The organism is Mameliella sp. CS4 (assembly GCF_019392335.1).
In the GTDB taxonomy this organism is placed as follows: Bacteria; Pseudomonadota; Alphaproteobacteria; order Rhodobacterales; family Rhodobacteraceae; genus Antarctobacter.
Genome location: NZ_JAHXRQ010000003.1, coordinates 249,182 through 262,117, shown reverse-complemented (window position 1 = coordinate 262,117; position 12,936 = coordinate 249,182). Strand labels below are relative to the sequence as shown.

14 protein-coding genes are annotated in these 12,936 nt (G+C 65.3%); 9 read left to right on the top strand and 5 right to left on the bottom strand.

Features of this window, described 5'->3' with window-relative positions:
- The first annotated feature begins 120 nt into the window (after nucleotides 1-120).
- The 4 genes from KZZ07_RS06800 to KZZ07_RS06790 all read left to right on the top strand — a co-directional run bounded on the left by KZZ07_RS06800 (nucleotide 121) and on the right by KZZ07_RS06790 (nucleotide 3,765).
- Nucleotides 121-1,251, top strand: a complete 1,131-nt coding sequence (locus KZZ07_RS06800) for a bifunctional 2-C-methyl-D-erythritol 4-phosphate cytidylyltransferase/2-C-methyl-D-erythritol 2,4-cyclodiphosphate synthase (protein ID WP_219513062.1) — start codon at nucleotides 121-123, stop codon at nucleotides 1,249-1,251.
- A complete protein-coding gene (locus KZZ07_RS27610; RefSeq protein WP_255564195.1) occupies nucleotides 1,248-1,733 on the top strand; it encodes a phosphatidylglycerophosphatase A family protein in 486 nt (161 codons plus the stop codon). Before KZZ07_RS06800 ends, KZZ07_RS27610 begins: the two co-directional genes overlap by 4 nt.
- Entirely contained in the window at nucleotides 1,730-2,194 is a 465-nt protein-coding gene (locus KZZ07_RS27605; RefSeq protein ID WP_370631078.1) for a CinA family protein, read from the top strand. The genes KZZ07_RS27610 and KZZ07_RS27605 overlap by 4 nt, the downstream gene beginning before the upstream one ends.
- A gap of 392 nt (nucleotides 2,195-2,586) precedes the next feature.
- On the top strand, nucleotides 2,587-3,765 hold the full coding sequence (locus KZZ07_RS06790; RefSeq protein ID WP_219513060.1) for an ammonium transporter: 1,179 nt from the start codon (nucleotides 2,587-2,589) through the stop codon (nucleotides 3,763-3,765).
- Between the two features lie 115 nt (nucleotides 3,766-3,880).
- Here the strand turns inward: KZZ07_RS06790 and KZZ07_RS06785 are convergent, their stop codons facing one another.
- The 3 genes from KZZ07_RS06785 to KZZ07_RS06775 all read right to left on the bottom strand — a co-directional run bounded on the left by KZZ07_RS06785 (nucleotide 3,881) and on the right by KZZ07_RS06775 (nucleotide 6,337).
- Nucleotides 3,881-5,158: an MmgE/PrpD family protein gene (locus KZZ07_RS06785; RefSeq protein ID WP_219513059.1), complete on the bottom strand. Its 1,278-nt coding sequence runs from the start codon at nucleotides 5,156-5,158 to the stop codon at nucleotides 3,881-3,883.
- A gap of 57 nt (nucleotides 5,159-5,215) precedes the next feature.
- A complete protein-coding gene (locus KZZ07_RS06780) occupies nucleotides 5,216-5,743 on the bottom strand; it encodes a hypothetical protein (RefSeq protein WP_219513058.1) in 528 nt (175 codons plus the stop codon).
- A 150-nt stretch (nucleotides 5,744-5,893) separates the two neighbouring features.
- On the bottom strand, nucleotides 5,894-6,337 hold the full coding sequence (locus tag KZZ07_RS06775) for a type II toxin-antitoxin system RatA family toxin (protein ID WP_219513057.1): 444 nt from the start codon (nucleotides 6,335-6,337) through the stop codon (nucleotides 5,894-5,896).
- 70 nt (nucleotides 6,338-6,407) lie between these two features.
- Here KZZ07_RS06775 and hpt point away from each other — a divergent pair, with 70 nt between their 5' ends.
- Both hpt and KZZ07_RS06765 read left to right on the top strand, forming a co-directional pair.
- Nucleotides 6,408-6,947, top strand: a complete 540-nt coding sequence (hpt, locus tag KZZ07_RS06770; RefSeq protein WP_219513056.1) for a hypoxanthine phosphoribosyltransferase — start codon at nucleotides 6,408-6,410, stop codon at nucleotides 6,945-6,947.
- Nucleotides 6,948-7,030: 83 nt separating this feature from the next.
- Entirely contained in the window at nucleotides 7,031-8,545 is a 1,515-nt protein-coding gene (locus KZZ07_RS06765; RefSeq protein WP_219513054.1) for a Hint domain-containing protein, read from the top strand.
- 19 nt (nucleotides 8,546-8,564) lie between these two features.
- Here KZZ07_RS06765 and KZZ07_RS06760 read toward each other — a convergent pair whose 3' ends face one another.
- Nucleotides 8,565-9,512 (bottom strand): tetratricopeptide repeat protein, encoded by a 948-nt coding sequence (locus KZZ07_RS06760; protein WP_219513052.1) that lies wholly within the window; start codon nucleotides 9,510-9,512, stop codon nucleotides 8,565-8,567.
- A 199-nt stretch (nucleotides 9,513-9,711) separates the two neighbouring features.
- On the opposite strand from KZZ07_RS06760, the gene KZZ07_RS06755 reads away from it, so the two are divergent.
- The 3 genes from KZZ07_RS06755 (at nucleotide 9,712) to KZZ07_RS06745 (ending at nucleotide 11,759) form a co-directional block, all read left to right on the top strand.
- The gene (locus KZZ07_RS06755) at nucleotides 9,712-10,164 is read left to right on the top strand and encodes a c-type cytochrome (protein WP_219513050.1); all 453 of its coding nucleotides are present in this window, start codon (nucleotides 9,712-9,714) and stop codon (nucleotides 10,162-10,164) included.
- A 6-nt stretch (nucleotides 10,165-10,170) separates the two neighbouring features.
- Nucleotides 10,171-11,049: a c-type cytochrome gene (locus KZZ07_RS06750; protein ID WP_219513049.1), complete on the top strand. Its 879-nt coding sequence runs from the start codon at nucleotides 10,171-10,173 to the stop codon at nucleotides 11,047-11,049.
- 194 nt (nucleotides 11,050-11,243) lie between these two features.
- Nucleotides 11,244-11,759 carry a hypothetical protein gene (locus KZZ07_RS06745; protein ID WP_219513047.1) on the top strand — a complete coding sequence of 172 codons (516 nt, stop codon included), beginning with the start codon at nucleotides 11,244-11,246 and terminating at the stop codon, nucleotides 11,757-11,759.
- Between the two features lie 48 nt (nucleotides 11,760-11,807).
- Here KZZ07_RS06745 and lipA read toward each other — a convergent pair whose 3' ends face one another.
- Nucleotides 11,808-12,758, bottom strand: a complete 951-nt coding sequence (gene lipA / locus KZZ07_RS06740) for a lipoyl synthase (protein ID WP_219513046.1) — start codon at nucleotides 12,756-12,758, stop codon at nucleotides 11,808-11,810.
- Nucleotides 12,759-12,936 lie beyond the last annotated feature (178 nt).

Sequence of the window (12,936 nt, the reverse complement as noted above, 5' to 3'; positions counted from 1 at the left end):
CAATGCGGCTCAATTCGAGGGCGACCCAAAGGAGAACGCCCATTTTTTAATCAAATCTCTCGTCGGATTGCGCAACATGGTGCCTGCGCCTATGAGAGGACGGCGAAGATCGGACGGGCCATGCAGACAGGGATCATCATCGTTGCAGCCGGGCGCGGGATGCGGGCCGGTGGCGGGCTGGCGAAACAGTGGCGCCGCGTGGCGGGCAAACCGGTGGCGCGCTGGACGCTCGAGGCCTTTGCCGGGCGCGGACCTCTGGTCATGGTTGTGCATCCCGACGACATTTCACAGGCACAGAGCGTCGCGGCGGGGCTGGATCTGCGGATCGTGACCGGCGGTGCGGACCGTGCCGCCTCGGTCCGCGCAGGGCTCGACGCCCTGACGCAGGAGGTGCCCGATCGGGTGCTGATCCATGACGTCGCCCGCCCCTGCGTGTCGCAGCCGGTCATCGAGGCGGTGCTGGCAGCGCTGGACCAACATTCCGGCGCCGCACCGGCGCTGCCCGTCACCGATGCGCTATGGACGGGCGATGGCACCCGCGTGACCGGCACCCGTGACCGCGAGGGACTGTACCGCGCGCAGACGCCGCAGGGGTTCCGCTTTGCCGAGATCCTGGCCGCCCATCGCGCGAATCCGGGCGGGGCCGCAGACGATGTCGCCGTGGCCCGTGCCGCCGGGCTGGAGGTGGCCATCACACCGGGCGACGAAACCAACCTGAAGATCACCACGCCTGAGGATTTCTCTCGTGTGGACAGTTACTTGCGAGGAAATATGGACATTCGCCTGGGCAATGGCTTTGACGTTCACGCGTTCGAGGACGGGGATCATGTGATCCTCTGCGGCATCAGGATTCCGCACAGCCACAAGCTGAAAGGCCACTCAGACGCCGATGTAGGCATGCATGCCGTGACCGACGCCATCTACGGCGCGCTGGCCGAGGGCGACATCGGGCGGCACTTCCCCCCCTCGGACCCACAGTGGAAAGGCGCCGCCAGCGAGATATTCCTGCGCCATGCGGTTGAGCTGGCGCGGGAACGCGGCTTCGGGATCGGGAACATCGACCTGACGCTGATCTGCGAGCGCCCGAAGATCGGGCCACATGCCGATGAAATGACACAGAAAATGGCGGAAATCATGACACTGGACGCAGGACGGATCTCGATCAAGGCCACCACCTCGGAACGGCTGGGGTTCACCGGCCGCGAAGAAGGGATCGCGGCGCTGGCCACCGCGACTCTGGTGTCCGCATGAGGTGGCTGGCTTCGGTCGGTGGGGTCGGCTACCTGCGCCCCGCCTCGGGCACCTGGGGATCGCTGGCGGCGCTGCCTTTGGCCTATGGGATACACCTGCTGGGCGGGTTCTGGCTCTTGCTGGTGCTGACGCTTCTGGCCTTTGGCCTGGGCTGGTGGGCGGTGCAAACCCTGACCGCACAGGGCCACGGCGAAGATCCTTCATGGGTCGTGATCGACGAACTGGCGGGACAGTGGATTGCAATCTTTCCAGTAAGTTACGGCGCAATATTCATGAGCGTGGATGTCTGGCGGCTTTGGCCCGGCTGGGTCGCTGGGTTTGTCCTGTTCCGCCTGTTCGACATCTGGAAACCCTGGATCATCGGGCGCATCGACCGCATGGGCACGCCGCTGGCTGTGATGCTGGACGACGTGCTGGCGGGCCTGTTCGCCGCAGTCGTGTCGATTGCCCTGGCCGGCCTGTCACATGGAGTTCTGATGTGAATACCGCAGAGCAGATCATTGAAAAGGCAACACAAACCGGATTGACAGTCACGACCGCCGAAAGCTGTACCGGCGGCAAGGTCGCGGCCGCGCTGACCGATGTGGCGGGTTCTTCTGCCGTCTTCGAACGCGGGTTCGTGACCTATTCCAACGCGGCCAAGGCCGAGATGCTGGGCGTCCTGACCGCCACGCTCGATGCGCATGGCGCGGTGTCAGAGGACGTCGTGCGCGAGATGGCCCTTGGCGCGCGCGCCGCTGCGCGGGCGGATGTGGCCGTTGCAATCAGCGGGATTGCCGGGCCCGGCGGGTCCGAGTTCAAGCCCGAAGGTCGGGTCTGCTACGGGTTGGCCAGTGCTGCCGGGGTGATCACCGAGACCGTCGAACACGGCGCCATCGGTCGCGCCGAGGTGCGCGCGGCGGCCACGAAACACGCGTTGGATCTGATCCTTTCGGCCCTTTGACCGGGGTTTGAATTTTGTACAAAACGTACGAAACGTACACCGTTTTCAGCATTTTGTAAAAAACGCCCCGAGACGCCTGAACGGCCCTTTGTCAAAGCGTTCCCAGCCACGAAACAAGTCCCGCATACCGGGCAAGCGACCCGATACGCACAGAAAGCGGGCACTTTTTCGATCCAGCCCGCCCTTTACCGGGCGCCGCAATGACGCTTTATAGACAGAGCTTGAGAGGTCCTTAATTCGCCCCATTTGCGGGCATTATCCAAAAATTAAGCCTATTCTTGAGGCTTTTCGCAAAGAGCGCGCGTTTTATGCGCCTTTCACCCCTGATGCCGCTTTTTTCCGCACCCGAAACCGTCTTTCTGCCCCGCAATCCAAGAGGAGGGACAAGAGACATGAACGGAGCGGATACCGCCTGGATCATCGTGGCAACAGCATTGGTGCTGTTCATGACACTGCCGGGGCTGGCGCTGTTTTACGGCGGCCTCGTGCGGGCACGGAACGTGCTGAGCGTCTTCATGCACTGCTATGCCATCGCCTGTCTGATGAGCGTGCTGTGGTTTGCCCTGGGCTATTCCATCGCCTTTGGCGAGGGGAACGCGCTTTGGGGCGGGTTGGGCAAGGCCTTTCTGACCGGCATCGACGCGGACAGCCTGGCGGGCACCCTGCCCGAGGTGCTGTTCTTTGCCTTCCAGATGACCTTTGCCATCATCACCCCGGCGTTGATCGTGGGCGCCTATGTCGAGCGCGTGGGGTTCGGCTTTGTCTTGGTCTTCTCGGGCCTGTGGATGCTGCTGTGCTACGCGCCGGTGGTGCATTGGGTCTGGGGCGGCGGCCTGCTGGCGGGCGACGCGCCTCTGTTCGGCGAAGCGGTCAAGGATTTCGCCGGCGGCATCGTCGTGCATGAGACCGCCGGTCTGGCGGCGCTGTTGATCGCGGTCTTCCTTGGGCCGCGCCGGACGCAGACCCATCCCCCGCACAACCCGGGCTATGTGATGATCGGGGCGGCGATGCTCTGGGTCGGCTGGTTCGGCTTCAACGGCGGCTCTCAGCTGGCGGCGGACGGTGGCGCGGCGATGGCGATGACGGTCACGCATCTGAGCGCGGCGGCGGCCTCGCTGACCTGGGCGCTGTGGGAAAAGGTGAAGTTCGGCAAGGCCTCGATGGTGGGCATGGTCACGGGGACGATCGCCGGGCTGGCCTCGATCACCCCCGCGTCGGGGTTCGTCGGACCGGTGCAGGCGCTGGTGATCGGCGCGGTGGCGGGCATCCTCTGCCAGGAGGCGGTGAACCTGATCCGCAACAAGCTGCGGATCGACGACACGCTGGACGTCTTTGCGGTACACGGGGTTGGCGGGATCTTCGGCACGGTGATGATCGCGGTCTTTGGCCTGGGCTCCTGGGCGGCGCAGCTGGGCTCGCTGGTGGTGGTCGGGGTCTTTACCACGGGGGTCACGGTTGTGCTGATCCTAGTGGTCAAGGCGGTGGTGCCCCTGCGGGTCGACGAAGAGAGCGAGGTCAACGGGCTGGACATCAGCGTGCATGGCGAGCGGGCCTATGACCACGCCAGCTGAGCGGCTGGATATATGATGACGAACGGGCCCCGGCGGGGCCCGTTTTCGTTTGGGGATGGGAAAGGTCCTTTGAAGGACCTTGGGAAACGCGCTTCGAAGCGCGTTGGCCCCGTCCTCAGGCCGAGCGCGCCATTGCATCGGTCAGCGCGGCGCGATCCCCGCCCTCGATCGCCCGTGTCAGTGCCTCTGCCCGTGCCTGCCCCACAAGCGCCGCAGCCTTGGCGGACAGGCGTTCGGCACGGGTGGCAAGCGGAATGGGCGCGTCGAGGTCGAAGCTGGCCACCCGACCCTCTTCGGATCCGTCCAGCGTGACCAGCGCCTCGGTCTCTTTCAGGTCGTCCTTGCCCACCACCTTGACCCGGTCGCGCAGGGCGATCACCGCCGGATCGGCGCATAGCGCGTCGCTGTAGGTCTCCAGCGCGGCGGTGTCATGCCCCAAGAGCGCCAGCGCGACCGCCGTGCGATAGCTGAACTTGGCACCGAGACCGGTCGTCGGCGCGGGCTGGTTGCAGACGGTGAGCCAGCGCGGATGGGTGAAGACGGTGATTTCGGTGATCCGGTCGGCGTCGAGGTCGGACATCGTGGCCAGCGCCTCCAGCGTGGCGTGCAGCCCGTGGCAGCAGGCGTGGAACTTGTGGCTGAGGCTCTCCAGCAGAGCCTCGGCGGGCTGGTCCGTGGCGCCGTCGCAGACATGGGTCTGGACAAAGCCGTTGACCGTATCCAGCGCATCGGGGTTCGATACAAAGCCGCGCGCGGCGAGGAAGGCCGCCTCCACCCCGTTGGAGGCGGCGATGCCCGCGTTGAAGGGTTTGCCCATCGTGCCGAACTGCGACTTGAGGCCGGAGGCGCGGGTGGCGGTCAGGCCGAGCGCGTGCAGGACCTGCTCCTCGGTCAGATCCATCAGCTCGGCGGCGGCAAGGCAGGCGCCGAAGGCCCCGGCGGTGGCGGTCTGGTGATACCCCGCCTGGTAATGCGACCGGCCAAAGCGCAGGCCGAAGCGGATGGAGGCCTCGGCGCCCAGGCGCGCGGCAGAGAGGATTTCGGACAATGGCTTGTCCCGCCGTTCGCCCACCGCAAGGGCCGCAGGCAGCACGGCCACCGAGGGGTGGCCGATGTGGGCGAAATGGGTGTCGTCGTAGTCCAGCGCGTGCGAGGTCGCGCCGTTGACCAGTGCTGCGGTCCGCATGGGCGCCCGCCCACCGCCGAAAAGCGTGGCCTGCGGCGTGCCGCCCTCGTCCTCGGCCAGGGCGCGGGTCAATTGCGACACCGGCTCTGACTGCCCCGCGATGCCACAGGCGGCCCAGTCGAGCGCGGAGAGAGCCATGATGGCGCGCGCCGTCTCGGTGTCGGCGGCGCGGGCGGCCTCGATGATCGGGGTAAAGGGGGATGTCATGGGGGCCTCCGGCTGTGATCCGCCGCGCAGACTAGCCGGATGACGGGCGAGGTAAAGTCACTCTGCCGGGTCGGCCCCGGTGGCGCTGCGGGCGGCGGCATAGGCCGGGGCCGCGCGTTGCAGGGCAGAGGTGGCAGGGGCCTGCCCACCGGGCAGGCCCTGCGGGGACGCCGGGGCAGCCATCGGCAGCGGACCTTCCCCGGCTGCCTGGTCCTGTGGCTGGTCAGGGCCCTGTCCGGACGACGGGTCCCGCCGGCGGCCGCCCTGCTGGTCGCTGCCCGGACGGTCTTCGGGACGCCGGTCCAGCCCGTTGATCGCCGCCGCCGCAAGCCTGCCGGTCTGGCTGGTCGAGACAACAGGAGGCGGCGCGGGGACGGGCAATTGCGCCGAGGGCGGCAAGACCGCGCCGGTGGCCATCGGCGCCCCGGCGCCATTTGGCGCGGCGCCCGAGGGCGCGCCCTGTGCGGCGGACTGCGGCGCCTGTCCGGGCGGCACCTTTTGCGCCGCGTTCTTGGCCGCCTGCGGCAAGCCGATCAGCTGCACCAGCGGCAATTTCAGAGCGGCGATGTTGAAGACGGCGGGCATGGGCCTCTCCGAAACAGCGGTAACGGCCCGTTCAGAGCTACGCCCGAAATCGGGCGATTTGGGGGCGAAGGCCCCCGGCAAGGGGGGATTCGCGCAAGCTGGTTAACGGTGCGCAGGTGGCGCAGGGTCCCGGGTCAGGCCCGGGACGGGTCAGCCGTAAAGCTCGGCCGCGCGGCGTTCGAAGGCGCGCACGATGCGTTGCATCGCATCGTAGAAGAACATGCCCGCCGCCCCCTGCAGGATGCGGTTGCGGAACTCGAAATCGACGAAGAAGGAGACCTCGCAGCCGCCCTCGACATCGGTGAACCCCCATTTCGAAATCATGTGGTGAAAGGGGCCGTCGAGGTATTCCGTGTCGATCCGCATGTCTTCGGGCCAGAGCGTGACGCGGCTGCCGAACTTTTCCCGGAACACCTTGAACGAGATCACCAGGTCCGCAAGCATCACCTCGTGGTCGCCCATCTCCTGGCGCGAACGGATGCGCGCCGCCGCCGTCCAGGGCAGGAATTTCGGGTAGGAGGCCACGTCCCCCACCAGGTCATACATCTGCTGGGCGGTATAGGGCAGCTTGCGGGTCTCGGAGTGGGTCGGCATGTCGCTCTTTTCGGGACTGAACAATGGGCGGGGATTTCGTATTGTCGGGCGGGAATTTCAAGGGAAAGCCATGACAAAGCGTCCTTATGTCGTAGACGAGATGATATCGGCCAAGGCCATCGCCGCGCGGATCGAGGCCCTGGCGCAGGAAATCGACCGCGAATTCGCGGACACCGACAAGCTGGTGGTGGTCGGCCTGTTGCGCGGCAGTTTCGTCTTTATCGCCGATCTCGTGCGCGAATTGCACCTGCCGGTCGAGGTCGATTTCCTCGAAGCCTCGTCTTACGGCGACGGTATGGAGAGCAGCCGCGAAGTGCGCATCCTCAAGGACCTGCGATCCGGGATCGAGGGACGCGACGTGCTGGTGGTCGAGGACATCATCGACACCGGATTCACCATGAACCATGTGTTGCACATCCTGCGCGGGCGTGAGCCGCGCAAGCTGAAGGTGATTGCGCTCCTGGACAAGCCCACGCGGCGCGAGGTGGACATCAGGGCCGACTGGACCGGATTCGAGATCCCGGATGAATTCGTCGTGGGCTACGGCATCGACTTTGCACAGCGCAACCGCAACCTGCCCTATATCGGCAAGGTCCGGTTCACCGACTGAGGACCGGTCGCCGAAGATGCACCGAAAGGGCATTTTCCTTGCCGCAGGTTTGATGTCAGTCTGCGCAAGGGAGGTGTCACATCATGGCGGTCATCACGGTCACATCGCTAGGCGACGTCACGGCAGAGGACGGTCTGACCACCCTGCGCGAGGCGGTTGACCAGGCGGCCTCGGGCGACACGATTGTCTTCGACGCCACTCTTGCCGGCGGGCGGGTGGAGCTGACGCAGGGCCGGATCGGCATCGAGAAGGACCTGACCATCGACGGCGATGTCCTGGGGGCCGACCGTCGCGCCGACATCACGCTGGATGCCAACGGGGTCGACCAGATCTTTGCGGTCCGGGGCGTGTCCAGCCTGACGCTGAACGCGCTGGTGTTGACCGGTGGTTCGGTCGGCGGCGGCGGGGCGGTTTATATCGCGGGCGACGCCTCGTTGATCGTCGATGCCTGTACCTTCACCGGCAACGCAGCCCCGAGCGGCCCGGGCGGGGCGATCTGGAACAACGGCACGTTGACGATCACCGACAGCACCTTTGCCTACAACAATGCGTTCGACCAGGGCGGGGCGGTCTTCAGCCAGGGGGTCATGACCGCGACGAATACGACTTTCACCAACAACACGGTTTTTTCGGGCTTTCCCGGCAAAGGCGGGGCGATCAGCGCCAGCGGCAATGCCAGCACCCAGCTGACGTTGATCGACTGCACGGTGACCGACAATGTCGCGGCGGGGGCTGGATCCACAGGCGGCGGCATTTTCCAGCAGTTCGGCTCTATGTCGCTGACCAATACCATCGTCAGCGGGAACGCGGCGGATATAGGCGCCAATGTCACCGGCGGCTTCACCGACAACGGCGGCAACGTCATTGACGGGGACCCGACGCTGATCTTCGGCGCCAACACCCTGGCCTATAATGGCGGGCCGGTCGCGACCGTGGCGCTGGCCGAAAGCGCCGGCAACCCGGCGCTGGACGTGGGTGCCTCGGCGCTGACCGACGCGCGGGGCTTGCCGCTTTACGATGTGCCGGGCGTGGGCAATGACGGCAGCGGTTTTGCCGATGCCGGAGCCTACGAAGTGCAATGCTTTGCGGGCGGGACGCGCATTTCCGCACCCGAAGGGATGGTGCAGGTCCAAGACCTGCGGATCGGCGACATGGTCGACACCGCCGAGGGCGCCCCTGTGCCCGTGCTGTGGATCGGACGGCAGAGCGGCCCGGCGCGCGCACTCCAGGCGGTGCGCATCGCCGCCGGGGCATTGGGGCGCGGCCTGCCCCTGCGTGACCTGGTGGTGACCGGAGATCATGGCATGGTGCTGGACGGGAGGCTGGTCAACGCCTCGGCGCTGGTGGATGGCGCGGGCATCCGCTGGGTTCCGGCGCGCGCGCTCCCGGCCCGGGTGACCTGGTATCACGTCGAAACCGAAACCCATGCGGTGATCCTGGCCGAGGGCAGCCCGGCCGAGACCTTCATCGACTTTCGCGGACGCCGCGCCTTCGACAATTTTGACGAATACCTCGCGCTTTACGGCGCTGAGCGGATCATCCCCGAGATGCCCCTGCCCCGGATCTCGGCCCGCAGGCTGCTGGCGCGGGGCGCCTGAAGTTCAGAGGGCCTGAGGCTCAGCGGGCCTTGAGACTGTCGGCGAAGGCCCGCGCCGTGGCGCGCTGGGTCTCGTCGAACCCCTCGGCGATCTCGGCGCAGTCGGCGGCGGCGTCGCCCTCTTCCAGGCTGTGCCCCCAGTCGAGGCCCAGCAGGCAATAGCCGTAGCCCTTGACCGGGTCGTGCCAGAACCCCTCGTACTCCTCCCAGGCGACGAAAAGGCCCAGTTCAAAGGCGGCCTTGGCCACGCCCTTTTCGACCCCCATGCGGTAGAGCAGGTAGGATTTCAGCAGGTCCTGCGCGATGCCGTCGTTGCCTTCGTAAAGCCAGGCAAGGTCGGGAATCGATTTTTTGTCGCCCGCCGCCACCGCGCGTTCCAGGTAGAGGCGGCTGAGATCCACGTCGCTGGCCACGCCGTTGCCGTGATAATAGGCATAGCCAACCTCACGAAGACCGTTGAAGGTCCCTGCATCGGCCCCCTTGCGGTACATCTCAAGCGCAAGGGTCTTGTCGGCCTCGACGCCACGACCGTGGAAATACATGTCGCCCAGCAGGTTCCAGGCCTGCGGATACTCCAGCGCGATGGCTTCTTCGGCCAGGGCGCGGGTCTTGTCAAAATCGATGCCGAACCCGTCGTGATCGTTTTGCCAGAACAGCGCCATGTTGAAATAGGCCCGGGCAAAGCCCTGGTCGGCGGCGCGCCGGTACCAGTCCAGCCCGGCGGCGGGATCATAAGCCAGCCCCTTGCCGCCGTCCTTTTCGGTCAGGCTGGCACCGAGGATGTTCTGGGCCACGGGATCGCCGCCCTCGGCCGCGGCGCGCAGGGTGTCCCAGATCCCCTCGTAACGCCCGTTCAGCCAGGCCTCGCGCGCCTCGGCCAGGGCGGGTGAAATCTCTCGGTCAAGGCTGCCCTGGGCGGGCGCTATCAGCGGCCAGAGTGCGATCAGCACGGCAAGGAAACGGGTCATGGCAAAGGGCTCCGCTCAAAAAATGACGTTTTGTGCCACAAGGATAGTCAGGCGGTTGTCTGCCGGTCAAACCCCACGTCAAGATCCATGCTTGCAGATCACACCTGCGCGAGAGCACATGTTACTCAGCAGGTAAGAATGTGATTGTCACAATGGCCTGCGATATTATGCTGCAGGTATTCAACACAGGGAGATACCCATGAAAACTCCATTTGCCGCACTGGCGATCCTGGCCGTTCTAGGCACCCCCGCTCTCGCACAGGACCTTCCGCAGCCGGTCAAGGCGCGTCAGGGCCAGTTCAACATCCTGGCGCTGAACCTGGGCGTTCTGGGCGGCATGGCCCGCGGCACGGTCGAGTATGATGCCGAGGCGGCCCAGGCCGCAGCCGATTCGCTGGTCGCCGTGTCGACTCTGTCGCAGGGCGCGATGTGGCCGGACGGCACCGATGCCGGGTCGATCGCCGGTACCCGCGCCAAGGCGGACATCTGGGGCGACATGGACGATTTCACGTCCAAGTGGGCCGATCTGGGCGAAGCCGCCACCGCGATGGCCGCCGTTGCCGGCACCGGCCGCGACGCGATCGGCCCGAACATGGGCGGACTGGGCAATGCCTGCAAGGCCTGCCACGACAGCTATCGCGCGCCCGAGTAAGCCGCTGTGCGCAGCTTTCTGAAACTTCTGGTCCTGGCGGCGATTGTCGGCGCCGGGATCGGTCTGTGGGTGACGGCGCCGGACCGGGTGGATGCCGCCCGGCTCGACGGGCTCACAGGCGATGCGGCGCGCGGCGAGACGGTCTTTACGGCGGCCGGCTGCGCCTCGTGCCACCATGCCAAGGGGTCCGAGGACAAGCTGCTGCTGACCGGCGGGCAAGAGTTCGTGTCGGATTTCGGCACGTTCTACGCGCCCAATATCTCGCCCCACCCCGAGGCGGGCATCGGCGGCTGGAACTTCGAGGATTTTGCCAATGCGGTGACGCGCGGCGTGTCCCCGGAAGGTCAGCACTATTACCCGGCCTTCCCCTATACCGCCTATACCAAGATGCAGGACCAGGACCTGAGCGATCTCTGGGCCTACATTCAGACGCTGGAGCCCAGCGACGTCGCCAGCAAACCGCATGACGTGGGTTTTCCGTTCAACATCCGCCGCTCCGTCGGCGGCTGGAAGTTCCTCTTCATGTCGGATGACTACGTGATGGAGGCCGCAGACAACGAACGCGGTCGTTACCTGGTGGAAACACTGGCCCATTGCGCCGAATGTCATACCCCGCGCAACGCGCTGGGGGCGCTGGACAAGACCCGCTGGATGGGCGGCGCGCCAAATCCCTCGGGAAGCGGCAAGATCCCCGCGCTGACCCCGGACAAGCTCGACTGGTCCGCGGATGACGTGGCCTACTACCTCGAATCGGGATTCACGCCGACCTTCGACGCGGTCGGTGGTCACATGGCCGAAGTGGTCGAGAATTTCTCCAAGCTTCCGGCAGAAGACCGTCAGGCGGTCGCAGCCTATATCAAGGCTTTGCCGCCCTTGGGCGAATGATCCCGCGCCCCTGACCCAGGACTGAACCCGCGCGTCGGGTTCAGCCCCCCCTTCTCCCGACTGGCCACAACGATACCGCCGGCTTTCGCTTTGGTGAGCCCGGAGCCCCGCGCCGCGCTTGACACCTATCAAGACCCGCCGCCGAAAACCCGTGTACCCTCCGCCTGTCGCACGCCAAATGTCGGAGGCCTGAAATGCACCGCTTTAAAATTCCCACACTACGCTGGCTTTCCGCGAGTCTGGCACTGGCAGTCGGGCTTTCCCTGTCACCGGTTCACGCGGACAGTGATTTCTTTCCCTTGACCCGGGTTGAGCCGTCGAGACCCGCACCCGATCTGGTTATCCGCGACATGGAGTTCGTCATCGTCCAGAGTGACGAATTCAAGCAGATGCGTCTGCGTGTCCACGTCAAGAATATCGGTGACGCGCCCGCAATCGCGTACCCCTTTCCAACGCTGGAGATTTACAGATCCGCCTGGATCAACAACACGAACATGTTCGAACGGATTGCATTGTGGGCCGTGCCGAACCTGAATCCCGGTGCGGAGCTTGTTTATGAATCCAATGCGCTGGGTGTACCCAACACGTGGATCGGCTATTATCTTGCCGTAGTCGACCGCGGCACAAGTTTCGACCCGCGTGGCGTCGTGCATGAGGGTCCGACAATCATGGCCGAAAAAAATAACACGATGGGCATCCCGTCGCGCTGAACGTTGCGCGACAGGTTATCAGGCCATATGGCCTGATAAACACTTGGATCACGCCTTGGAAAGTTTCGCCTCTCGCGCCGTGCGCAGGCGGGCAAAATCGTCCCCCGCGTGGTAAGACGAGCGCGTCAACGGCGTCGCGGACACCATGAGGAAGCCTTTGCCATAGGCGGTTTTCTCGTAAGACGCGAATTCCTCGGGCGTCACGAAACGGTCGACCCGGTGGTGTTTGGGCGTCGGCTGCAGGTACTGGCCAATGGTCAGGAAATCCACGTCCGCCGCGCGCATATCATCCATGATCTGCGTCACCGCCTGCCGGTCCTCGCCCAGGCCCACCATGATGCCGGACTTGGTAAAGATCGCGGGGTCGATCTCCTTGACCCGCTGCAACAGGCGCAAGCTGTGGAAATAGCGCGCGCCGGGGCGCACCGTCGGGTAAAGGCCCGGCACGGTTTCAAGATTGTGGTTGAAGACATCCGGCTTCGCCGCAACGACGATTTCCAAGGCCTCAGGACCGCACTTCAGGAAATCCGGCGTCAGGATCTCGATGGTGGTGCCAGGTGCGCGGTGACGCACGGCGCGGATGGTCTGGGCGAAATGCTCGGCGCCGCCATCGTCCAGGTCGTCGCGGTCGACGGAGGTGATGACAACATGGTTCAGCCCAAGTTTCTGGACCGCATCGGCCACGCGGCCCGGCTCGAAGGCATCGAGCGTATCCGGGCGCCCGGTGGCCACGTTGCAGAAGGTACAGCCGCGGGTACAGATCTCGCCCATGATCATCATGGTGGCGTGCCCCTGGTTCCAGCATTCGCCCGCGTTGGGACATCCCGCCTCTTCACAGACAGTGACCAGGTTGTGCTCGCGCATGATGCGGCGGGTTTCGGCATACCCCTGCCCGCCCGGTGCCTTGACGCGGATCCAGTCGGGTTTCTTCGGCTGGGCATTGTCCGGGCGGTGCGCCTTCTCCGGGTGGCGTTCGGCGGGCATTTTGAGATCGCGCACGGAAATTTCCCCTCATGTGGCAAGGACCTTATCCTTACTACCGTAATGCAGGGGGCGTTTCCAGAGTACCCGGTCGCAGTCCCTGCGGCCTATCCCCGATGTTGACGATTACCCCCTGCACCTTTCCCCGGTGTTTCAAAAACTTAGACCCCGGAGCGGCGTGATGCCGCCCCGGGGC

Coding starts and splice junctions, on each gene's coding strand:
- KZZ07_RS06800 (WP_219513062.1), top strand. CDS start 121: ATGCAGACAGGGATCATCATCGTTGCAGCCGGGCGCGGGATGCGGGCC.
- KZZ07_RS27610 (WP_255564195.1), top strand. CDS start 1,248: ATGAGGTGGCTGGCTTCGGTCGGTGGGGTCGGCTACCTGCGCCCCGCC.
- KZZ07_RS06790 (WP_219513060.1), top strand. CDS start 2,587: ATGAACGGAGCGGATACCGCCTGGATCATCGTGGCAACAGCATTGGTG.
- KZZ07_RS06785 (WP_219513059.1), bottom strand. CDS start 5,158: ATGACATCCCCCTTTACCCCGATCATCGAGGCCGCCCGCGCCGCCGAC.
- KZZ07_RS06780 (WP_219513058.1), bottom strand. CDS start 5,743: ATGCCCGCCGTCTTCAACATCGCCGCTCTGAAATTGCCGCTGGTGCAG.
- KZZ07_RS06775 (WP_219513057.1), bottom strand. CDS start 6,337: ATGCCGACCCACTCCGAGACCCGCAAGCTGCCCTATACCGCCCAGCAG.
- hpt (WP_219513056.1), top strand. CDS start 6,408: ATGACAAAGCGTCCTTATGTCGTAGACGAGATGATATCGGCCAAGGCC.
- KZZ07_RS06765 (WP_219513054.1), top strand. CDS start 7,031: ATGGCGGTCATCACGGTCACATCGCTAGGCGACGTCACGGCAGAGGAC.
- KZZ07_RS06760 (WP_219513052.1), bottom strand. CDS start 9,512: ATGACCCGTTTCCTTGCCGTGCTGATCGCACTCTGGCCGCTGATAGCG.
- KZZ07_RS06755 (WP_219513050.1), top strand. CDS start 9,712: ATGAAAACTCCATTTGCCGCACTGGCGATCCTGGCCGTTCTAGGCACC.
- KZZ07_RS06745 (WP_219513047.1), top strand. CDS start 11,244: ATGCACCGCTTTAAAATTCCCACACTACGCTGGCTTTCCGCGAGTCTG.